This window comes from Bombilactobacillus folatiphilus (assembly GCF_023380265.1).
Taxonomy (GTDB): domain Bacteria; phylum Bacillota; class Bacilli; order Lactobacillales; family Lactobacillaceae; genus Bombilactobacillus; species Bombilactobacillus folatiphilus.
On the sequence record NZ_CP093366.1, the window covers coordinates 1,494,964 to 1,518,006 of the forward strand.

General features: G+C 38.5%; 20 protein-coding genes and 1 other annotated feature. Of the genes, 8 read left to right on the forward strand and 12 right to left on the reverse strand.

The annotated features are described in order from the left end of the window. Positions 1–98: 98 nt before the first annotated feature. Both MOO45_RS07445 and MOO45_RS07450 read right to left on the reverse strand, forming a co-directional pair. On the reverse strand, positions 99–824 hold the full coding sequence (locus MOO45_RS07445; RefSeq protein WP_249515192.1) for a GntR family transcriptional regulator: 726 nt from the start codon (positions 822–824) through the stop codon (positions 99–101). A 512-nt stretch (positions 825–1,336) separates the two neighbouring features. Further along, entirely contained in the window at positions 1,337–3,682 is a 2,346-nt protein-coding gene (locus MOO45_RS07450; protein WP_249514284.1) for an SdrD B-like domain-containing protein, read from the reverse strand. A 468-nt stretch (positions 3,683–4,150) separates the two neighbouring features. Between MOO45_RS07450 and MOO45_RS07455 the strand changes: the two genes are divergently transcribed. Then, on the forward strand, positions 4,151–5,503 hold the full coding sequence (locus tag MOO45_RS07455) for a hemolysin family protein (protein WP_249514285.1): 1,353 nt from the start codon (positions 4,151–4,153) through the stop codon (positions 5,501–5,503). Between the two features lie 236 nt (positions 5,504–5,739). Here MOO45_RS07455 and asnA read toward each other — a convergent pair whose 3' ends face one another. From asnA to mazE, 3 genes are all read right to left on the reverse strand, one after another. Then, positions 5,740–6,753: an aspartate--ammonia ligase gene (asnA, locus tag MOO45_RS07460; RefSeq protein WP_249514286.1), complete on the reverse strand. Its 1,014-nt coding sequence runs from the start codon at positions 6,751–6,753 to the stop codon at positions 5,740–5,742. A 56-nt stretch (positions 6,754–6,809) separates the two neighbouring features. After that, positions 6,810–7,049 (reverse strand) — a binding site (T-box leader). 76 nt (positions 7,050–7,125) lie between these two features. Next, the gene (locus MOO45_RS07465; RefSeq protein WP_249514287.1) at positions 7,126–7,473 is read right to left on the reverse strand and encodes a type II toxin-antitoxin system PemK/MazF family toxin; all 348 of its coding nucleotides are present in this window, start codon (positions 7,471–7,473) and stop codon (positions 7,126–7,128) included. Next, entirely contained in the window at positions 7,463–7,696 is a 234-nt protein-coding gene (gene mazE, locus MOO45_RS07470) for a type II toxin-antitoxin system PemI/MazE family antitoxin (protein ID WP_249514288.1), read from the reverse strand. The genes MOO45_RS07465 and mazE overlap by 11 nt, the downstream gene beginning before the upstream one ends. 178 nt (positions 7,697–7,874) lie before the next feature. Here mazE and MOO45_RS07475 point away from each other — a divergent pair, with 178 nt between their 5' ends. Continuing rightward, positions 7,875–8,783, forward strand: coding sequence for a class II fructose-bisphosphate aldolase (locus MOO45_RS07475; RefSeq protein WP_249514289.1), 909 nt, complete (start codon positions 7,875–7,877; stop codon positions 8,781–8,783). 199 nt (positions 8,784–8,982) lie between these two features. Next, entirely contained in the window at positions 8,983–10,395 is a 1,413-nt protein-coding gene (locus MOO45_RS07480; protein WP_249514290.1) for a C69 family dipeptidase, read from the forward strand. A 46-nt stretch (positions 10,396–10,441) separates the two neighbouring features. Here MOO45_RS07480 and MOO45_RS07485 read toward each other — a convergent pair whose 3' ends face one another. Together MOO45_RS07485 and MOO45_RS07490 are read right to left on the reverse strand one after the other, a co-directional pair. Beyond that, positions 10,442–11,368 (reverse strand): alpha/beta hydrolase, encoded by a 927-nt coding sequence (locus MOO45_RS07485; RefSeq protein WP_249514291.1) that lies wholly within the window; start codon positions 11,366–11,368, stop codon positions 10,442–10,444. Positions 11,369–11,372: 4 nt separating this feature from the next. After that, positions 11,373–12,014: an HAD hydrolase-like protein gene (locus MOO45_RS07490; protein WP_249514292.1), complete on the reverse strand. Its 642-nt coding sequence runs from the start codon at positions 12,012–12,014 to the stop codon at positions 11,373–11,375. A 73-nt stretch (positions 12,015–12,087) separates the two neighbouring features. Here MOO45_RS07490 and MOO45_RS07495 point away from each other — a divergent pair, with 73 nt between their 5' ends. Further along, positions 12,088–14,412 carry an HAD-IC family P-type ATPase gene (locus MOO45_RS07495; RefSeq protein ID WP_249514293.1) on the forward strand — a complete coding sequence of 775 codons (2,325 nt, stop codon included), beginning with the start codon at positions 12,088–12,090 and terminating at the stop codon, positions 14,410–14,412. On the opposite strand, the gene MOO45_RS07500 is transcribed toward MOO45_RS07495, so the two are convergent. Then, positions 14,405–14,785 (reverse strand): DUF1694 domain-containing protein, encoded by a 381-nt coding sequence (locus MOO45_RS07500; protein WP_249514295.1) that lies wholly within the window; start codon positions 14,783–14,785, stop codon positions 14,405–14,407. The two genes, MOO45_RS07495 and MOO45_RS07500, sit on opposite strands and share 8 nt — an antisense overlap. A 23-nt stretch (positions 14,786–14,808) precedes the next feature. Then, positions 14,809–15,540, reverse strand: a complete 732-nt coding sequence (locus tag MOO45_RS07505) for a glycosyltransferase family 2 protein (protein ID WP_249514296.1) — start codon at positions 15,538–15,540, stop codon at positions 14,809–14,811. 59 nt (positions 15,541–15,599) lie between these two features. Here MOO45_RS07505 and MOO45_RS07510 point away from each other — a divergent pair, with 59 nt between their 5' ends. Together MOO45_RS07510 and MOO45_RS07515 are read left to right on the forward strand one after the other, a co-directional pair. Beyond that, positions 15,600–16,382, forward strand: coding sequence for a tyrosine-protein phosphatase (locus MOO45_RS07510; RefSeq protein ID WP_249514297.1), 783 nt, complete (start codon positions 15,600–15,602; stop codon positions 16,380–16,382). Further along, positions 16,372–17,172, forward strand: a complete 801-nt coding sequence (locus tag MOO45_RS07515) for a Cof-type HAD-IIB family hydrolase (protein WP_317619032.1) — start codon at positions 16,372–16,374, stop codon at positions 17,170–17,172. Before MOO45_RS07510 ends, MOO45_RS07515 begins: the two co-directional genes overlap by 11 nt. Positions 17,173–17,197: 25 nt before the next feature. Here MOO45_RS07515 and MOO45_RS07520 read toward each other — a convergent pair whose 3' ends face one another. The 3 genes from MOO45_RS07520 to MOO45_RS07530 are packed head-to-tail and all read right to left on the reverse strand — an operon-like array spanning position 17,198 to position 20,965. Then, positions 17,198–18,193, reverse strand: a complete 996-nt coding sequence (locus MOO45_RS07520; protein ID WP_249514298.1) for a LacI family DNA-binding transcriptional regulator — start codon at positions 18,191–18,193, stop codon at positions 17,198–17,200. A 56-nt stretch (positions 18,194–18,249) separates the two neighbouring features. Next, complete coding sequence (locus MOO45_RS07525) at positions 18,250–19,668, reverse strand: glycoside hydrolase family 32 protein (RefSeq protein WP_249514300.1); 1,419 nt, start codon at positions 19,666–19,668, stop codon at positions 18,250–18,252. 22 nt (positions 19,669–19,690) lie between these two features. Further along, complete coding sequence (locus MOO45_RS07530) at positions 19,691–20,965, reverse strand: MFS transporter (RefSeq protein WP_249514301.1); 1,275 nt, start codon at positions 20,963–20,965, stop codon at positions 19,691–19,693. A gap of 377 nt (positions 20,966–21,342) precedes the next feature. Here MOO45_RS07530 and MOO45_RS07535 point away from each other — a divergent pair, with 377 nt between their 5' ends. Both MOO45_RS07535 and MOO45_RS07540 read left to right on the forward strand, forming a co-directional pair. Further along, complete coding sequence (locus MOO45_RS07535) at positions 21,343–22,026, forward strand: hypothetical protein (protein WP_249514302.1); 684 nt, start codon at positions 21,343–21,345, stop codon at positions 22,024–22,026. A gap of 318 nt (positions 22,027–22,344) precedes the next feature. Continuing rightward, complete coding sequence (locus tag MOO45_RS07540; RefSeq protein ID WP_249514303.1) at positions 22,345–22,962, forward strand: hypothetical protein; 618 nt, start codon at positions 22,345–22,347, stop codon at positions 22,960–22,962. Positions 22,963–23,043: the final 81 nt, after the last annotated feature.

The following is a 23,043-nucleotide window of genomic DNA, read 5'->3' on the forward strand; positions in this document are numbered from 1 at the left end:
ACCTCCTTGGGTAATCAGACCTAATCTTTATTGTCATACTTCATTTATAAACTGTCATGCAATATTTGTCAACCATTTCAAAAAATGGTACGTTCCAATTATTTGCTTAAATCCACGAAGGTTGAAAAGTTCCAATATTTATAATGAAGCCGCATACTGGAATATTCAAATGGCAACCCATCGTCGCGAAAGAATATTCCCGTCATCAAACCTACCGGCTCTTGTGGTGTTAAATTGAGTAACTGTTGATCTTCTAATGTCGATGGTTCAGCCGTCATATCCAAATACGCTCGATTGATTAATTCCGATTTTTCTTCTTCTAAATAATTGAATAATGATTGTCCCAAAATTTCTTGTGACAATTCTGGCCACAAACGAACCGGTATATAACTCGTTTCAATTAAAATCGGCGTCGAATCCAATTTTCGCAATCGCTTAAACTTATATACAAAGTCATCCGCTTGCAAAAATAAATTTTCTTGCATCTCAATAGTTGGTTTTTGCACATCAAAATCCAACACTGTAATCTGTTGAGTTTTGCCATTGGTCACAATTGACGTTGTTAATCCTAGATTATCACCCGTGTAATCCAACGCTGTTTGTCGCCGTAAAAATAAGGGATTGATAAAATTACCCGAACCCTGCTTTTTAAAAACAACACCTTCATCCGCCAAAAGTTGCACCGCCCGTTTGATGGAACTGCGACTGACCGCAAAATTATCGCTCAAACTACGTTCATCTGGTAATTTCAAATTAGAATACTGCTGATCAAGAATATTTTGCTTAATCGTTTGGGCAATTTGAACATAAATCGGCTGGCTCATAAGTATCTCCATTTCTGACTTTCTTTCGTTCCTATTATGACATGGAATGGTGAATTTTTTCAAAATTGCACAAAAACATCAATTGTCGAAATTTTTTACAGTTTATGCTATTATGTTGACGTAAAGAAAAAGCCTAGTGCAGGAACACTAAGCTTTTAATGAAGTTGTCAAGACAGCAACTATTTTAATTTATTTGGTTAAAAACAGCCATCAGCCCTGCAAGGCTAGGACGGCTGTTTTTGTTATTTGCTGAATAATTTGATCAGCATAATAACGAATTCTAGTATGGCTTTGATCATAATCACAGCCTTTAATACTAGAAACAAAATATCCATCAGGATATCGGCTACTCCTTTCTTCAGAATGTGCGTTTACAGTTTTTACACCATAAGCACCACTTCCCTTTGGGAATAGCCACCACCTTAGCTTTTGCTTCACCAATAAATATTTTAATTTGCGATTTTACTATTGCCGACAAAGTTTAGCTTATGCCCATCAATAGCAACGCATTCTTACGGCGCATTTTTGATCGTATATTTCAACGTGGCCGTATATTGCGTCGGTTTAATCGTATTCAAGGAAGACGGCACGGGCACCAACATTTTAATCAAGGAATTTCCGGCGCTATCATCAAAATTAAAAGTTTTACTGGTATAACTATCGACCGGCTGTTGATACAAAATTGTATCTTGGCCCGGTTGCAACTGGATTGGCGTGGCAGAATCGCGTTCTCGTAAATCTAGTTGTGCTTGTTGCAAACCCACAGCGTTTTGCCCATCTTGAAAAACACTCAACCCCATCAAAATTTGATACGGTACATAATAATCATTGAATTCCGGATGCGCACTGCGCTGATCGTCGACTACGACTTGGTTATCACCGCTTTGATTGGTCAACGTTTTGCTTTCTGGAAAAATCAAATTGATTCGCCCGAAATTGAGATTCGGCAAATGGTCAAAACGCAAATAATTATATTGGCTATCCAAACCCAGATTTTTTTGGAGCGTGCCATTGGCGGCTACTTTAAAAGTATCGGTCAAACAATAATCCACACCATCGACGGTTTCTTCTTGATTCAATAACAGCGCCGAATCCAAGCCAGCACCGTTTTTCGTTGGCAATTTGCCTTTAATTGCTGACTTAGCAATTGCCACCGTGTAGGTTCCCGGCAACAAATTCTTAAATACATATTTGCCGTCGGCATCAGTTTTTGCGGACGTGACATATAACTTCTTATCATTAATATCCGACACCAATAAACTCACATCTAAATCTTGTAATTTAGCTTCCGTGGTATCCAGCTTGCCATCTTGATTCTGGTCTTGCCAAGCTGTGCCTTGAACTTGACCACCCATAAACAATGACGAAACTTTTTTGGTGGTTGTCGCCGAATAATTATTATCGTTATCTACTGCCACCGCGTGCAAATAACCCTTGGAATCCTTGGAAATCATGTCCGTTACCGCGTGATTAGCGGGCGTGTCAACCGCTACATAATGCGGATTCTTTGTCTTGTCGATATTGCCTTCATTATCCGCCACGGGTGTAATTTGCGTATCAGGACTATCATCAACCTGCCAAATATAGCCTTTCACTTTACTCAAAACGTCTTGTTTCATCACATCCGAATAGTAAGTCTCCGTATTGTTCTTGGCTTTGACGCGGTAATAATAAGTCGATGGCTGATCGTTACTGAATAAGCGACCTTGCAAACTTTGTTTGACGACAGTCGCCGCACCATAATACAAATCAATCGTGGGTGCATCAGGTTTAGCGGTATCTTTGACCGTACGGTCCTCGCCCTTGGTACTCAAGTTCAAAGTACTGGTGTAGTACATCATATTGGCAATAATCATGGCTTCTTCGGGGGTACAACTACCCACTGTATGACCAGTCTGAATCAGAGCGTAATTATTATTAGTGACTAAATAAAAATTATTGTCAGCTACTGCACCTGAAGAATTCTTGCTGACCACGCCAGCATTATTCATATAACTCATATCAGCTGCCCCTAGACTTGGATTAAAAAAAGGTGGACCAACATATTGCAGCCAACGCTGACCTCCACCTTGATACGGATAAAACTGACCTTCATTATGTGAAAAAGAAATCGTAAATTTGTTATTTGGTTCAAACTTCAACAAATCATTCGGATAAGTAGCTAAAAAACCATCTTTAGAATTATCCGTAAACGCCACAGTTGTTGATCCCAATGTTACCTCTGGCTTATTTAGCTTTAGTCCCAAATTGGAGGCAAAAGTTCCATAATTGGAATGGGCTGAACGTACTGTATCGTGTCCAAAAATTAGCGAACGACCGGTGAGACCAAAATCTTTGGTCACAGTCAGCGCATTAGCACTTAAATCATCACCGCCAACATCATGTGAACCAAAATACACCCCATCATAATTGTACTGGCCACTACTATTTTTAACTAAATATTGACTTGGATGAGTGTTAAATGCCGACATGGCTACATAGTCAACACTGATTAAACCGTCCGAAATCACTTGTCCATCAGGATTTTTTTGACTTAACCAACTTCCTAAATACTTCCCATTATCGCCATAATTATCGGGATAAACATTCAAAACTTTAATTTTCTTACCGTAATTACTCGTTGTATCCTTAAAATCCAAGCTAGTTAGATCTGAACCTTGCGCTTTTTGTAAGATATAACCGTCTTGGAGATTGGGCACGGTGTCCCAATTCAAACTCACATAAGCTTTGTGCCCATCATTGTAACCGCTTTGCGTGGTCAATGTGAACGAAAAGGGTGCTGTTGATTTTTGAGCCACGCTACCGGCAATCGTATCGCTGGCTTGCGTTATATGTAAGGAAACGAAAAAACTAAGCACGAGAGCGAATAGGAGTACCCCCCCCCCCTAGGATTTTCTTATAATTACTATTAGCTTGAGCTAATGATAAATAGTGTCGCGTTTTAACACACTTCCCCTGATTTAGCTAAACTTACACTTGTGAAATTGATTTCAGTTTAAAACGTTTACGCGTAGTTTGCAAATCAGCAAACAAAGTCAGTTGTGATTCACGGGAATTATTTTTAGCTGAAACGACTTTTTCAAAACTAAATTAACTAAAAAGATTCAGATTTAATGGCTTTCATCTTAAAAAGACTATTTTTTTAACTAATAATTATGATATTTTATTTTTTGAATATTTTTTTGACAAACTATTCGTGAAAAATATAACATTATTAAATCCCTTCATCACACAAGAACTTCTAGTTTTTCAGAGCACTCATAGAATAATCACCCTATCACTGGTATAATTAAGCCAAATTTACTTTGAAATGGGGAATACTTGTTTTGTCTGACTCTCAGATATTTATCAACCTTATCTGGATTTTAGTCATTTTTGCTTTGGCGTTCTTTTTTATTTTGGCCGAGTTCGCGTTGGTAACCACCCGCGTCAGCCAAATTGAAGACGCCATTGAAAATCAGAAAGGAAATGCTAAAAAGTTAAAACGGGCTCTGCACATGGTCAATAATCTCAATGAATATTTGTCCACAACCCAAGTGGGGACGACTGTGACCAGCTTAATTTTAGGTTGGATTGGTGAAGACACTTTGCAGTCTTTTTTTAACCACTTTTTAGGCTTTTCACTTAAATCTTCAACTACACTGCACGCCGTCAGTTCTGTCATTGCTTTATTGTTATTAACTTACTTGCAGGTGGTCATCACCGAAATTGTACCGAAAAATATTAGTATTGATTTGCCGATGAAAATGTTGACGTTAACCGTGACACCACTACAAGCGTTTCATACCATCGCCTATCCATTTGTATGGTTATTGAATATTTCGGCGACGGGTATTGTTAAAATGATCGGCATGAAACCAGCCGATTCAGAAAGCGAAGTCTTTACGCAATCTGAAATTTTGCGGCTATCACGTGATTCTGTTAGCAGCGGCCAATTAGATAAAAACGACTTGATCTATATGCAGCGCGCCTTTGATTTGAATGACAAAGTCGCTAAAGATATCATGATTGATCGAACTCGTTTGTACGTTGTGGATGTCACGGATACAGTAAACGAAGTCATCAAAGACTACTTGCAACAAGGCTTCTCTCGTTTTCCCGTGGTCGCTGACAATAATAAGGATAAAATCTTAGGGTATATTTATATTTACGACTTGGTTCGTCAAAAACAAGTCAACGGTGCTATTCCCGTCAGTCGTATGTTACGTTCTATTGTCACGGTACCTGAAAACATGCCCATTCACAATATTTTAAATCTGATGATTAAAAAACAGACACCCATTGTTGTCGTTGTCGATGAATACGGTGGGACCAGCGGTATTGTGACTGATAAAGACATTTACGAGGAGCTTTTTGGCACGGTCAAAGATGAAGTGGACAATGTTTCCGAAGAATATATTGTCAATAATCAAGATGGCACTTACACTATCAGCGGACAAACGACTTTGTATGATTTTGAGCGTTATTTCAAAGTTGATTTAAGTGAGTTTGAAGATGCTGATTCTGTCACCTTATCTGGTTATATGCTTGATCACGATCCGGGGTTGCATTTAAATAGTACTGTCCAGATTGAACAATTTACATTTAAGGTGGTTGATTTTGAACATTCTTATGTGAACAAATTTTTGGTAACTTTTGATAAGAAAGTTCCCATCAGCGAACCGCAAAAATTAAATTAAGGTGTTATATTCAGTTGATTAAATTGGGATATTTAATCGGCTTTTTTATTTATTACAATTTTCAGTATATTCTGATTTGGTGCAAGCTGTTTCAAACAGGGTATTGTAACCAATTATTCACAGGCGCAGATGTCAATGACTTAGCGCAAATAATTTTAAGTCAAATTTAAATCTAATTATCAAAAAGGTTCTGAAGTCAACAATAGATTTCAGAACCTTTTTTTAAATAGTTATTTTTATAATAGTTGAATTCCGGCTGTCTGACATTGCTCAACCATCGCTTGTGGCCAGACGCTGGCTTGAACTTCACCAACGTGCGCTTTGCCTAACAATAACATGCAAATCCGTGATTGACCAATCCCTCCGCCAATGGTGAGCGGTAATTCATTGTACAAAATAGCTTGATGATATGGATACTGCAAACGTTTTGTTGCACCCGACATTTCTAATTGACTTTGCAATGACTTTTCATCCACCCGAATCCCCATACTCGAGACTTCCAAAGCACATTGCAGCGGCTCATACCAGAACAAAATATCACCATTTAATTGCCAATCATCATAATCAGGCGCCCGTCCATCATGCTTTTCACCATTACTTAATTCGCCACCAATTTGCATCAAAAAGACGGCACCTAATTCCTGACAAATCACATTTTCACGCTCACGTGGCGTTAAATCCGGATAACGATCTAATAATTCCTGCGTTGTGATAAAATGAATTTCCTCAGGCAAATGATAAACCGCTTCGGGATAACGATACCAAACTTCATCTTCCAAATGCTTAATCACTTTAAAAATCCGTTGCACAGTTTGTTTCAAAGTGGTTAACGTCCGCTCGGAACGATCAATCACCGCTTCCCAATCCCATTGATCCACATAAATGGAATGTAAATTATCCACGGCCTCATCTTTGCGAATCGCATTCATATTCGTATATAAACCTTCGTGCAAGCCAAAACCGTACCGCTTTAAGGCTGAACGCTTCCATTTGGCCAACGAATGCACAATTTCCAACGGTTGTTCATCATCATCTAATGCCTGCATAGTAAATGAAACTGGTTGTTCAACGCCGTTTAAATTGTCGTTCAATCCTGTTTGCGGCTGCACAAACATCGGCGCTGACAAACGTTCTAAATGCATGGCTTTGCCAAACTCCGTTTGAAAAGTTTCACGAATATACCGAATAGCATTTTGCGTTTCACGAATTGATAATTTAGGATCATAATCTTTGGGGATAATTAACGACATAGAAATTTCCTCCTTAAATTTAGGTTAAACCAAACTAAAAAAGTCCTCCATCCCAATCAAGGGACGAAGGACTCGCGGTACCACCCTAGTTGCTGTTACCAGCCAACTCTATCACGTACAAACATACGTTGTGGATGATAACGGACCATGCCGGCAAAACCTTACTTAACTAGTATTGTTCAGGTTTTCAACGATTGAAAGTGTTTTTCAAATAGTCAAATTTCGTTTTGGGTTCTCACCATCCCCAAGTCACTGTCGAATTTAACTGTTTTACTCCTCTTTCGCAATGTTTTTAGTTTTTATGATTCTCACTATAACACCTAAAATTAAAAAAACAAGCATTATATTAAAATACCTCAATCAAGTTATTAATTAATCTAAAATATCTAAGACAATTTGTTGGACCAAAGCAAAAGAAGACGTTGATAACATGCCCAATTTTTGCGCATGCCGTTTTCGAAAATCATAGGTAAAAAACTGTAAAGGATTCACATATCCATCCACTTGCTCACTGTTGATTGGCACAAAAAATTTTTTCAAGCGATTATGATTAGCGTGCGTAACGGGGGCAATAACAACCAAACCCGTTATTTGACTGTATCCTTGATGACTCATGACCAAAGCTGGGTGCCTCTTTTGAATTTCTTGACCGACAGCGGGATCAAAATCCAGCTCAATCAAATCCTGTTGTTCCGGAATATAACCTTGATCAGCTTTCACTATCGAATAATTCTCCTGCAAATTCTTCATTTTGAATCGAATCTTGATATTGTTTAATCAAATCTGCATCTTTAAAGGGATTATTTTTTTTAGGAATAAAAACAATCATTCCGTCACGCCCTTGAAAAGCTCTAAATTCTTTTGCCTGTGGTTGAATTTCCTTTGGTACAGTTAAGATATTAGAATTACCTGATTTTCTGATTTTAACTACTTTGTCACTCATTATTAACCCCCCTAAAAACTTTTGTATATCTTGAGTATATACAAAACTAAAAATAATTCAAAACTATAAGCTACATTCGGCTTTCTATTTAAAATCGTTTACATCATGGAAAAGATTGTTCAGTTTTCATTATTAAGGTACAATGTGTCTGTAGGTTTTACACTAGGAGGATATTTGAATGGCTTATTTAGATAACGGTAATCAAATCTTTAAAGATGCGCGCAAGAATCATTACGCTGTCGGTGCTTACAACACGAACAATGTTGAATGGACACGTGCTATTTTACGGGGTGCTGAAGAAACAAGAACTCCATTGTTGATTCAAGTTTCAACCGGTGCTGCTAAGTACATGGGTGGCTACAAATTCGTTAAAGACATGGTTGAAGACCAAATGGATGCCATGAACATTTCAGTCCCTGTTATTTTGAACTTGGACCATGGTGACTATGATTCAGCAATCGAATGTATCAAATTAGGTTACTCTTCAGTCATGTTTGACGGTCATGCTTTACCAACCGAAGAAAATTTGGCTAAAACCAAAGAAATCTTGAAGTTAGCGCACGAACGTGGCATTTCTGTTGAAGCTGAAATTGGTAAAATTGGTGAAAATCAAGGTGCCGGTGAATTAGCTTCCGTCGAAGATGCTAAAGCTTTCGTTGCTGCTGGTGTTGACAAATTAGCTTGTGGTATTGGTAACATTCACGGCGTTTATCCTGAAGGCTGGAAGGGCTTGAACTTTGACCGTTTGAAGGAAATTGCCGATGCTGTTGATGTACCTTTAGTTTTGCATGGTGGTTCCGGTATTCCTGAAGATCAAATCAAAAAAGCTATTTCTCTTGGTATTTCCAAAGTTAATATCAACACTGAATTCCAACTAGCTTTCCAAGAAGCTACTCGTAAATACTTTGAAGAACATAAAGATGAAGATAAAGCCAACAAGGGTTACGATCCTCGTAAGTTGCTTCTTCCTGGTACTGAAGCAATTACCGATTCGATGAAGGAAATGATCAATTGGTTAGGTACTCCATCCATCGATGAAGAATTAAAATCTGCTGCTTTCGACCGTAGCTCATTAAACGAAGAATAATCATTAAATATTAAGCAATTAAACGCGACCGGAGTTTCTCTGGTGGCGTTTTTTGGTTGGAGCGTGTGGCTCAAGAAGATTCATTAGAATATGCCGTAGCTAGAGATCAACTTATTCTAACTAATTTCTGGCTAACCACTGTATTTTTGTCATAATTGTCCTAAAATATAATTTAAAATATTAAATTGAGAGGCTAATCATGAAATCACATAGAAAAAAGGGTTCTTGTACAACAATTTTAGTTGGTAAAAACGCATCCATTGATGGTTCCACTATCATTGCCCGGAACGAAGATGGCAACGAACCGCTTCATCCGCAAAAATTTGTTTACGTCAAACCTGAACAACAACCCCATCATTACCAAGCTGTTTTAAGTAAATTCAATATTGATCTTCCTGAAAACCCACTTGGCTATACTGCTACACCGGAAGCCGTCAGTGGTCATGGTTTGTGGGCTGCTGCTGGCATCAACAGCGACAATGTTGCTATGAGTGCCACTGAAACTATTACGACCAACAGCCGTATTCTGGGTATTGATCCCCTAGTCGATGATGGTCTTGGTGAAGAAGATATGCCTACCATCGTGTTACCTTACATCCATAGTGCTCAAGAAGGTGTTAAACGTCTGGGGCAACTCTTGGAACAGTACGGTACGTACGAAACTAATGGGATTTGTTTTGCCGATCAAGATGAAGTTTGGTATTTTGAAAGCATCGGTGGGCACCACTGGGCTGCGATTCGAATTCCCGATGATTCTTACGTTGTCGCCCCAAATCGTTTTAATATTACAGAATTTGATTTTCAATCACCAGACACCTTAAGCAGTGATGATTTAGAAAATCTGATTGAACAATATCAACTCAATCCTGATCCGGAAGGCTATAATTTGCGGCATATCTTTGGCAGTGCTTCCACTAAAGATACGCGTTACAATAATCCACGAGCTTGGTTTGGTCAAAAATATTTCAATCCTGAATTCCAGACGACACCGATTGACCAAGATCTACCCTTTATTTGCCAGGCAACGAAAAAAATCAGTATTGAAGATGTCAAATTTGTCTTAAGTTCACATTATCAAAATACACCGTATGACGTTTACGGCACGACCAATAATGCTGAACAAAAGAAATTATTCCGTCCGATTGGCATTAATCGTAATCAAGAAGTGCATATTTTACAGTTGCGAAATGACGTTGCACCTGAATTAGCGGGGATTCATTGGCTAGCTTTCGGCCCCAATACCTTTAATGCTGTCATTCCATTTTATGCTCATGTTAATGACACGCCGGCCACTTACCGCGATACGACTGCTGAATTTGATCCGCAAAAGATGTACTGGCTCAGTAATACTTTAGCAGCTTTCGGTGACGGACATTTTAACTTGGTAGAAGATAGCGAAAATGTCTTTGAGCAAAATACTGTCGCAACTTGTCGTCATTTGCAGATTCAAGCTGACGCACAAAGTGTCAAGGAACCTGATATTACTGCTTATTTAACTAAAATCAACGAACAAATGGCGCAAATTTCATTGACTAATGCTACCCAACTACTAGGTGATATGGTCAAATTGGTTGCACCACGTATGAACCTCCAATTTACTTTACATGACTAGTTTCAAAAAAATAGAACTCACATTTTGTGGGTTCTATTTTTACATATTACTTAGCAAAATACTTTTGCGCCCAAGCTAACACTTTATGACGATATTGCTCCGGTTGTGTTTCATAGGATTGCGCATGCGTTGCGCCCTTGACCAGCCAAAGTTTCTTGGGACCATGCGTATTACGATAATTAATCCGCGCATTTTTCGTCGGTACAAAAGTATCTTTAGTTCCATGAATAATAAACAATGGTAGTTTATTATGCTTAAGCGTTTTTGCTGTATCAGCCTGATAAAAGTCATAGTGCGCTAACATTTTAGTATACAGATTAGCTGTCGCTACCAATGGAAAGCTCGGTAAATTAAACAACGCTTTTAATTCATGATCCAATTCACCCTTAATAGAAGCATAACCACAATCAGCCACGACAAATTTAACTTGGTGCGGCACTTGTAAACCTAGATAATACATCACCGTGGCTGCGCCCATGCTCACACCAAATAAACCAATTTGGGTCTGATTACCATTTTTACAAAGAATTTGTCGCACCCACTGTTGCATATCATTACGATCTTGCCAACCAAAACCTAGATAATGACCACCACTGCGTCCCGAACCACGATCATCCGGCGCCAAGACATTATAGCCTGCTTGGTGAAACATCTTAATATAAGATCCTAAAGTCAAACTATTATCACCATAACCATGCGCTACTAACATCGTTTTATCAGTTTTATGCGCGGCTGGATAATAACGCGCCTTTAAGTGCAGGTGATCCTTATCTTGTGTCACTTGCTGCCAAACTTGTTGCGGCGCTTTTTGGGCCCATCGTTCATCTTTAGTCAACGGCCGATCATTATTCCGCGCACTATACCCGCTACCACTTTTGAAGGCAAAATTAAATAGATAATACGCCCCACCAAAATCGGCAGCCACCAAAATCACCAGAATCCAAATGACGATTCCCTTCCAATGTTTCTTCATCTCATCATACCTTTTCTACAAGTTCTAGCGGTTGAGCAATTAAATCCACCACTCCCGCCATTTGCAATTCCTGAGCCGTACCATAACCATACAAAACACCAATTGTAGATACTTGATTGGCTTTCGCACCGAAAACATCAGTATTACGATCACCGATCATAATTGTTTGTGCAGATTGCAGATCATTTTGACGTAACGCTTGGGCGATAATGTCCTTTTTCTTCATTGTTTCACTTAAATCGGCACCGTAAATACCACGAAACTTAGACATCAGACCCAAATTGTTAATAATCTGCTTCGCAAATTTTTCTGGCTTGGCCGTTGTAATATAAAGTTGTTTGCCGTTTTGCAATAATTGCTCCAGCATTTGGGTAATTTCAGGATAAAGAGCTAATTCTTGCCAACCTTTTTGTCCATAATATTCTTGAAAATCGGCAATTAATTGCTTAGCTAACGAACTATGCGCATCAATTTGACTATATTTTTCCAAACTATCAGCCAGCGGTGGACCAATAAATTTTTTTAAAACACTATCAGCCAACACCTCTAAACCCGCTTTTTGATAAGCATATTTCAAAGAATTCATGATGCCAGGACCACTATTAATCAATGTTCCATCTAAATCAAAAAAAATATTTTCAAACAAATTTATTCCTTCTTCACAGTTTTTTTATAAAATAAGATTAAAATAACAGTAAATTTGACACCGAGGTAAATTTATGCGACCAATAGACGTTAATACCGGTTTAACACATGCGCAAGTTCAAGACCAATCCGATCGTGGCAATTTAAACCAAGTTGCGCAAAATAGTTCAACGTCAATATTTAAAATTATATCAAAAAATCTCTGTACTTTATTTAATTTGATCAATTTAGTTATTGCCATCCTAATTTTTACCACAGGCAGTTATTCTAACCTTTTTTTCTTAGGTCCCGTGATTACTAACTTTTTAATCGGTACATATCAAGAAATTCACGCCAAAAAACAGCTTGACCGTTTAACCCTGCTGAATCGCCAAAAGGTGCTAGTTTTACGTGACGGTCAGCAACAAGAAATCTTTCAAGAAGAATTAGTTTTACATGATCTCATCATCTTGCAACGTGGCAATCAAGTACCGGCAGATGGAACCGTCCGCCAAACCTCACATTTAGAAGTTGATGAATCAAATCTGACGGGCGAATCTGCTGCCGTATTAAAAGCAACGGGCGAACAAGTACTATCCGGTAGCCTCATTATCAGTGGCCAAGCTTTAATCGAATTAACGGCTGTCGGAGATCATAGTTTTGCGAATCGGTTAGCAAGTTCCGCCAAAAATCAACAACACAACGTTTCCAAACTACTCAACATTATTAATCAAATCATCAAAATCGTCACATTGACCATTATTCCTTTGAGTGTGCTCTTATTTTGGGCTAGCTTTCAGCACACTCATAACACATCGACCGCTATTTTGGGCACTTCTGCTTCCATTATCGGCATGATTCCGCAAGGCTTAGTTCTGTTGACTTCTGTTGCGCTAGCCGTTGGTGCAGTACATCTCAGCCGCAAACAAGTGTTAGTTAAATCCATGACTGCTTTAGAAGCCTTAGCGCGTGTGGATACACTATGTCTAGATAAAACTGGCACAATTACTACGGGCAATTTAAAATTGGCAGATATTATCAGTATTCAATTATCAAAGCCTAAGTTATTAACAATCTGCCAAAATATCATTCAAGCCACTAATGAAAATAACGAAACAGCGCAAGCCATCTTGGCAGCTCAAGAACCTGCCAGTCAGCTTCCTGAAGTCCAAAGTATCGTTGCTTTTTCCTCAGAACGCAAATGGTCCGCGGTCAATTTTCAAAATCAGCAGTCATTTGCGATGGGTGCTCCTAATTTTATTTTACAAGACACTAAACAAATTCAAGTCGCCCAACAATATGCCCAGCAAGGTTTACGCGTTTTGGCGGTGGTCCAATCTGCATCTTTAATTACAGATCAGATTGATCAACCTGAATTACTAGGCTATTTATTAATTCAAGACGAGATCCGCCCGACCGCAGATTCAACATTTAAGTATTTGCACAATCAAGGTCTCAATCTCAAAGTGATTTCGGGCGATGACCCCAGCACGGTTAAAAATATTGCTACCCAAATTCAACTAGCTGAGCAAATCAAAGCCATTGATATGTCCACGGTGAATCCCCAAGCTAATTTAGACACCTATGCACATATTGCTCAGACATATAACATTTTTGGTCGAACTTTACCCGAACAAAAGCAAAAATTGATTCAAGCTTTGCAACAAAAAGGACACCAAGTGGCTATGACTGGTGATGGTGTCAATGATGTGCTAGCCATGCGGCAATCCGATTGTGGAGTTGCGATTGCTGGTAATAGTGATGCTGCCGAAAGCGCTGCCGATTTTGTACTTCTGAACCAAAATTTTGATTCGTTGATTTATGTTTTAAATGAAGGTCGGCGCGTGATTAATAATATTGAACGAGTTGCCGCCTTATACCTGATTAAAACCATGTATTCTGCTCTGTTAACCGTCATTTTCATTTGCTTACGTTCGGGTTATCCATTCCATCCTGCGCAAATGACACCTGTTAATGCGCTGACTGTGGGTATTCCTACCTTCTTTTTAGCATTACAACCAGATTTTCGGCCGCCAGAAGGTCGTTTTTACAAAAATGTCCTCCAAGTCGCTCTGCCCGCTGCGCTAGATATTACTTTAGTCATCATGGTTATCGTTGGCAGTGGTCAATGGTTGAACTTTAATTATAGTCAGATTTCTACGTTAGCCGTTTGGGCCATCAGTCTCATTAGTTTTGCTGCTTTATGGACCATTGCTCGCCCTCTAAATCGAGGTAGTTTAAGCATTTTTATTATCTTATTTCTGACTAATCTATTAATTTTTATTTTCTGGGGCAAACCATTCGAATTAATTAATCTCTTCACACAGCCTCAACTAATTGTGAGTCTCATCATTGTTGTCATTTTTTATCCATTATTCCGCGTCACTCGCGAATTGGTCGTCCGTTATTTATTCAAATAAGTAGTGGCTTGTGAATTGCTTGTTGGGCATCCGCAATCACCAAACCCATTTCTTGATCTGTCACGGGTTGTGTCTTGGTCCGCATTTTTTGTTGGGCAATAATGGTGAAAGAATACTGCAATTTCACGGCCAGTTGTACAAGTGGTTTACGATAAGTTGTGCTTAAACGATCACTCAAGTATAGATGATACTGTGGATATTGACGCATAACTTTTTCTACCATTTGTAAATTCTGGGGATTACGAATTTGGGCAATTGTTAAAGCTAAAGCCACCCGGTCCTGAAAATTGCCCAAAAATTTTCGTTTTTCATCCGGTTTTAATTGCGGGGTACCAAAAACATTTTGTTTTAGATAATCTTCTACATTGGTCATTAAATAAAGTTCCTACTTTCTTATCAATGGTTTGTAATCGTTTTTAAAATCCGATAATTCGCCCGTCCAATACTTTTAATATTTGTCCAGTTATAAGTATGGGTGACACTTTGGTTATGCTGCCAGTAATGATACAATTGCCTTGAATCAACATAAAAGTGCTGCGCGGCACTCACATATTGCACATCAAACACTTGGTCCTCCATTAAGGGCAAATCCGAGTCAAACCACAATTGCTTTTGTCGAATCAATTCCAGTCGGTAAACTTTGTTCCACGTGTAACCCATCACAGGATTATTAATCGGTTGCGTAATTAATTTTAAAAGATGAGCTCTTGTGCAAGGACCACTACGTTTCAAGGGTGCAATGGTTGTCTGACTTTTAGCCGATTCCTTGAAAAAACCACAAGTCACTAAATCCATAGATTGCTGGGTAAACTTCTGAATAAAATAATCCGTATATTGCGGTTCCAACCAGTCGTCACCATCAATAAAAGTGATTAATTGTCCACGCGCTTCTTGAATACCGCGATTACGGGCCGCCGAAATACCCTGATTAAATTCCTGACTCACTAAATAAAAATTAGCATGTTGTTGAATATATTCTTGAGCAATCTGAACTGTTTGGTCCGTCGAAGCATCATTAATCATTAATAATTCAAAATCTTGGTTAATCTGCGCCACAATTGAATCCAAACTGCGCCGTAAAAGTTGGGCTTCATTATAAAGCGGCATCACCAAAGTTAGTTTGACCACATCTGCACCTCACGATAATTTCGGTAACTCTATTGTATTAATTTTGAAAGGGTTTCTCAATGCAAAGAATTTTTAATTTTGCCCAGACACAAAACTTCCGCGAACTTGGCGGCTATCCTACTAGCGATGGGAATTATCTTCGCTGGCACAAAATTCTACGGGCTGGCTATTTAAGCGCTTTAACACCTGAAGAATTAAACTACTTAAAAAACTATGGTTTGCGCTATTCGTTTGACTTGCGTTCCCCTTACGAACGCCAAAATTGGCCCGATCCACAAGTTGATTTTTTGACCTTATATCAACAACAATTGTATGACGTCGATAGTCAACCAATAGGCGAAAAATTATATCAGACTTTACCTGCCAAACAGCAATTTGACGGTTTAGCAGGTATTTATCAAAAAGTTGTACTGGATCATCATTCCCAACAAATTTTTCATAATTTTTTTCAATTATTGTTAGCTAATCAACAACCAAACGAATCAGTTGTTTTCCATTGTTCAGCTGGTAAAGATCGCACCGGCATTCTAGCCATTTTGTTATTGTTGGTCTTGCACGTTCCTGTGGATTACATTACCCAAGATTACTTGTTAACAAACTTGATGTACACGCATGCTGTTGATTTAAGTTATTTGAATAATCCTAACGATCGAACTATTCAGGCCATGAATTTTACGCCCGCTGACAAATCGTGCGTCACAGCCATTCAAATTGCCCTGACAACAGTTTATGGTTCACTGGATAACTTCGAACAAACTATCTTAGGTTTCAGTCCAACCAAAAAGCAATTATTTTTGCAACTGTACACTACATCAACGGAGGAACATAATCTTGACGATTAAACTAGTTTTAAGTGATATTGATGGTACCTTAATTAATGCTCAAAACGAACTACCATCTAAGGTCCAACAGGCGATTATCAATTACAGTCAGCACGGAACTTTCGTCCTTGCGACTGCCCGTCCTCCTCAAGCCACCATTCCCTTTATGAATCAATTGCCGCAAAATACTTTAGCGATTTGCTTAAATGGTTCCTTAATCATTCAAAAGCGCCTCAACAGTTTTCAAGCGATTGCCAAGTACCAGCTTCCTTTGACCAGTATCCAAGGTTTACTAACGCTACTGACTTCGCATCATCTGAATTTAGCCGTCAACTTCTTTACTGAACGGCATTGGTTGGTGTCAAAACGCGATTTTTGGGTTCAAAACGAGGAAAATTTGACACAAACCACCGCTCAAGTGATTCCCGATTTGGACCAACAGTTAGCTGACCATACTTTCTACAAAATTCTGTGCATGGGTGAACCAGATACCATTAATCAATTAAGTCAATATCTAACACAAGCTCATTTGCCCTTGAACTTTAACCGTTCCAAAGCCACATACTTAGAAATTGCTGCCCAAGATGTGTCTAAATTAAAAGGTATGGAATTTATTATGCAGAAACTCAATTGTACTCCTGATCAAACCTTAGCCATCGGTGACGGCGAAAATGATTTGCCCATGATTAACGCTGCTGGCATCGGGGTTGCCACGGCTAATGCCTTGCCGACTGTCAAAGCTCAAGCACAATACATCGTGGCTGATTGTGATCACGACGGCGTCCAAGAAGCATTAGTCCGTTTTACTTAACGCACCAAAAACTCGTGATTTTAAATCAATCACGAGTTTTTAATTTGCTCCCAGTTTGTCCCTGATGCAACTTCACTGGCAATAAATATTGTGTTTCTGTTGCTTGCTTATGCAAGCGTTGTTGCAAGATTTTAACCGCTAATTGCGCCATTTTCTCAATTGGCTGTACCACCGTGGTTAATTGCGGATCCAAGTTACGAATCATCTTCGTTCCGTCATAACCAACTAATAACAAGTCAGCCGGTACCTTTCGCCCCAGCTCACCAGCCACTTGCTGAATTAAGATTGCATCAGTATCATTCGATGCAAAAATAGCCTCCACTTTAGGATGTTCCACAAAAATTCGGCGAAAGATTTGTTGCTTTTGAGTAGGCGAAATATTAAAGTCCAACTCATACGTAACGGGCGTTAGATTAGCCTTCTGCATTACTTCTTCATAAGCTGTCCGCCGTTGTTTTGCGGGTGTTGCCAAATCATGCGGACCATTGGTATGAATAATATGTGTAACACCTTGTTGCACCAGATATTCAGTTGCCAACCAGCCACCACGATAATTATCAGACGCAATCACGGGAATATCTTCGTTAACAATTCGATCAATCGCTACCACGGGCAGTTGCTGTCTATGATATTGTTTCAAACCCTGATTATGCGTTCCCACAATCAGACCATCAACTTGCTTAATCAACAACTGATCCAGATAATTGGCCTCTTTTTGCGGATCATTCATGGAATTCCCAATCAACACTTTAAAGCCTTGTTCATAAAGTTGGCGCTCCAACTCAAAACTCAATTCACCAAAAAATGGATCAGCCACTGTCGGTAACAAGATACCGATTAAGTTCGTCTTATTGTTATATAACTGCCGCGCAACCACATTCGGATGATAATCCAATTGCTCCATCGCCCAGTAAACTTTCTCAATCGTCGCTTGACTCAAATATCCGCGTCGATTCAAGACTCGTGACACCGTCGTTTTGGAAACTTGCGCTAATTTTGCTACATCTTCAAGCTTTGGCACCCTGATCGCTCCCGTTTTTGCTTTTATTATATAATAATTGGGAAGCGAAACTGAATTTAAAAACTAATTGCTTGATTGTCTAAACGATAGATTTGGACTTGAAGACTAGTATCTGTACTGCTGCTGGCTAAAATTTTAGGTGCTGTTTCAAAATAATAGCGTTCACTAAAGACCACTTCACCTTGATTGACGAAAATTTCTAGCGAACTGCGATCAACAAAAATTTGTAACTGTAATTGATCAGAGTCTTTAACTCGCGCAAAACGGTCCGTTGGGCGATCCGAACGTTGTACTGTCAACTGCTGCTGATCTGCTTGATATGTCAAAACAGTCTGCGCGTTAGTTTGTTCATCAACAAATTGCAAGTGGAACTGACCATCTTTGAATTGCATTAAATCTAGTTTTAATTGAAGTTCCGTTGTGGCTTCATTTTCGCAAAGCACAGTGGCATCTTTTACAGAGTAATCTTTCTGAAGCAATATTTCTTGCCGCAACTGTTGTGTTTCTTGAATAGGTTGCATATACAGTTGCCCTGCTTGCCAAGTCAATTCCCGCGGCAAAGTCAATGCTCCAGCCCAACCGTCTTTCTGTTCTGGCATGTCACTTTCCCACATGTCCATCCAACCAATCAGAATTCTGCGTCCATCTGGTGCCAACATGGTTTGAGGAGCATAAAAGTCATGTCCCAAATCCAATTCCGCCAATCCATCTTGCTCAAACTTTGCCTTTTGATAATTTAATTGACCTGGGAAATATACACTTTGATGCAGATTTAGATATTTTTGTGCTTGCGCCTCAATCCCTTGCGGTGATGTCATCAAAATATCTTGGCCATTAACTCGAAACAGATCCGGACATTCCCACATATAACCTTCTAACTCTGCTTGCTGAGCCTGCGTTAACGGTCCCAAATAATTCCACTTTTTCAAATCTTCAGATTGATACAACAATACACGTCCCAAGTGATCCTTAGTTTGATTACCAGCAATCAAATAATATTGACCATCATGTTCCCAAACTTTAGGATCACGGAATTCTTGCGTACTATCATCTGGTGGTGTAGCAATAATCGGATTATGCTCATACTTCGTAAAATGAATTCCATCTTGGCTATAAGCCAAATTCTGATTTTGCCAATAACGATTTGGATCGCTAGCATCATAATAATTGTTACCCGTATAAATCAAATACAAAGTATCATCTTTGACGATTGCACTACCAGAAAAGCAGCCATTTCGATCTTCTCGATCCCCTGGAACCAGCGCCGTTGGCAAAGTTTGCCAATGCACCAAATCTCGACTGCGCACATGTCCCCAGTGCATCGGTCCCCATTCAGGCGCTTCTGGATAATATTGATAGAATAAGTGATAGTAACCCTTAAAATAACAAAAGCCATTCGGATCATTGATCCAGCCACTTGGCGCAGCGACATGATAGCCTAAACGATAGCGTGCATTAGTTACTTGATTTGTCATTAATTAAACCTCTTTTTCTTAATTACGATCTGACGAATGGATCGCCTTCTACATCTTGATCATCTTTTTTCAAAATTACAAAAGCATAAATTCCCGAAATCAACACAATTCCTGATATTACTAAAAATGTTGGACTATATCCCAATTTATCACGCAACATTCCTAATGGTGTTGATAAGATGAATTGACCGATTTGGGCTGCCACTTGAAATCCTATCATATATAAAGTTGCGGACAACTTGGTGTCAAAATGCAAAGTGAAATATCTAAAAATCGGTAATGAGAATAACGGCACCTCAATGGAGTGCAACATTTTGACACAGGAAATAGCAATGGGACTATGGAATAAGCCACAGGCTCCAATTCGCACAAACATCACTATCACACCCATCAATAGCGCATTACGTACTCCAACTTTTCGCATCAAAATTGGCACCAAGCTCATCATCAACGCTTCACAGAAAACTTGTACCGAATTCAACGTACCGTACATTTGTTGGCCCACATCACGGTTAGCAAATAAACTAGTATAAAAGGAAGGAAACATTTGTTGATCAAACACTGTATAAAAAGTATACGAAAACATAATAAAAATGATAATAACCCATAATGATTTTAGCTTCAATAAACCCAACATATCACGTAAAGATGGGGTATCGCTGCTTTCTCCGGCCAAAGCCAATTTTTTATCAGCTTGCTTTTCTACTTTTGGTACCCATAAAAGCAAATTTAACAGTAAGATCAAGCCAAAACCAGAAGCACACCAGAAGTTAATGCGCGGATCAATGACTGACAAATAACCGGCCAACAATGCAACTAACGCATAACCAAAAGAGCCCCAAGATCGAGCTTGACCGTATTCAAAATCAAAGCGACGACTCATTTTTTCTGTGACAGCTTCAAATATTCCTGAAGCAGATAAGAAACCAGCTGATAAGAAAAGCGCTCCCAAAATCATGCCTAAAACAAAATTACTATGCAACAAAGGTGCATAAATCCAAACAAAAAATGGACCGATTAATGTATCTAAAATAGCACAAAAAATTAATAAGTAACGTTTAATAACTAGTTTGTCCTGCAACGTTCCATAAATGAACATTAAGCACAAAGTCACAAAAGAATCCGCAGAATAAATCGTTCCCACGGCACCTCCAGATAAGCCTAAACCGTTTTCTTTTGAGGTCAACCAAAGTTGAAAAATTGACCACCAAACGCCCCATGAAGCAAAAAACAGTAATAATGTAAATGAATTTTGCAAGTATGATTGATTCTTCAACATCTTTTTGAGATTACGCATACTTTAATGACACTCTCCTTTTTATATTTAAATATGACAACCGATTAATATACATTGTAAAACGTTTCCAAAAATTATTATAGATATTTTATGCATTTATGTCAACCGGTTGTTATGTTGAATACCACCAATCAAACTAAAAAAGAGCCACCCTAGACCCTGTCAAGCCCTTTTTTTCTAAAATGTGTCCTTTTTTTGATACAGTTATACAACAACTTTTATCATTGTGTCTTTTTTGCGACATTTTCTGTTTTCTTGTAGTGGTTCTCATTACGCTTCTTCGGTATTATTACTCTTGTCAGATGAAGTGGCTTCACTGCCCTCTGATATTAATTGTAGGACTTCGTAACTGCTAGGCCTCTTAGGAGGCAGTTACTATGAAATTCTTTTTAAGTCTTTTGAGTGTTTTAGCGATAAACACTTCCCTATTTTTTAGCCAATGTGGCAACTATTCCCCTAGTGTCGCTGACAGCTTAAGTACTGAAACTGGTCGTGCTGTTCACCCCATATCATTTAATAAACAACAGCACCCCATTAAGGTTACTTCTCAATTATCCGATATTCCCCATACCGGTAGTAATCGGCAGAATAACCAACCAGATACTACAGATCAAGTAAATCAAAGTTCTCCCCAGAACAATGAATCATCAAGTCCGGCACAGGCAGCTCCCCCAAATAATGCTCCTGCGCCACAATCTTTCAGCTCAATGGATACTTCAAACGCTATTGGCTTTGAAAACACTCTTTTCCCTATTGGAACTTTCCACGGCAATGGATCAGTTCCTGGAGATGGTCACATCTATCGTTGGGCAGATGCACCGGTTGATAATTGGTTTTTACTAGAACGTTCAACACCGCAAGCAAATAAGGTCTGGAAGTTACAAATAGGTTCTACAATTTATGCACAAAATAAAGCTTATCATGTTTATGCCATTTATAATGGTGTCAGTCATAGTGATCCTAAACCATTGGAAAGTTTAAAAGCAAATGGTGGATTGTTGATTCAAACGTGTGAACAAGCTTGTTATAATTCTCCCTTAACATTTGTATTAGCTAAATAAAGAAAGTATCAAGCAGGTAAGCTAAGTTAGCTTATCTGTTTTTTAATTGGTATAGAACACTTCTTTAGTATAAGTCTTTATTCGAAAAACAGTCAAAAGATATTTAAAAATAAAGCGGCCCATTTTTGCAACAGTTATCCAACAATAAATTGAACTGTGTCTTTTTTGCAACATTTTCACAGTCGTTGTTGTTGTTCATTATAAAGTATTTGATAATATTAAATTATTCAAACCACCAAGTATGATGATTTGAATATATTGTTAATAATGATTGCGATTATTCATGATTTTGAACCTCACATAATAGGAGGTCTAAACATGAAACGTAGAACTTTTTTTGCAATAATTATTGCACTTTCAATGAATCTTTGGGTTCCCGTTAGTCAATCTAATAGTCAAACGAGAGCTCAAGAAGATAATTTTCAACCTAAATCTGAAATTAATGTCAATCATCGAGAACAAGCTACTAAGACAATCAAGCAGACAACTGACGAACCAACTCCCCAAGCAGTTGTTAATCAGGCTAATGGTTCCACTGGAACTTCACAGGCCAGTGTCACTATTACTGATCCCGATCATGCTAGTAGTTATTCAAAAGATGAAGTCTTAATTAATCAAACAATTTTTAAATTGGAGAATTGTCGCGGCAACGACAATCTTCCAGTTGGTAAAATTTACCAGTGGCAAAACGCCCCAACTGATAATTGGTTTTTACTAGAGCGTACAACATCGCAAGCAGATATCGTTCAAAATCTTCAAATGAATAGTACAATCATTGTTAAACAAAAGAGTTATCATATCTATAATATTGTTCAGAATAAAAGCGTTCACACCGGCCAACTAACTAATATTCAAGAAGATAACGGTGGTTTAATTATCCAAGTTCAAACAATTGGTAATCATAAAATTGAAAATTCTTATATTTTTGCCAAGTAAAAAAGAAGAGGACTGAAATCAGTCTCTCTTTTTTCTTGCCTTTTTTTCTATTTGTATTTAAAAAAATTGATAGTTAATTTA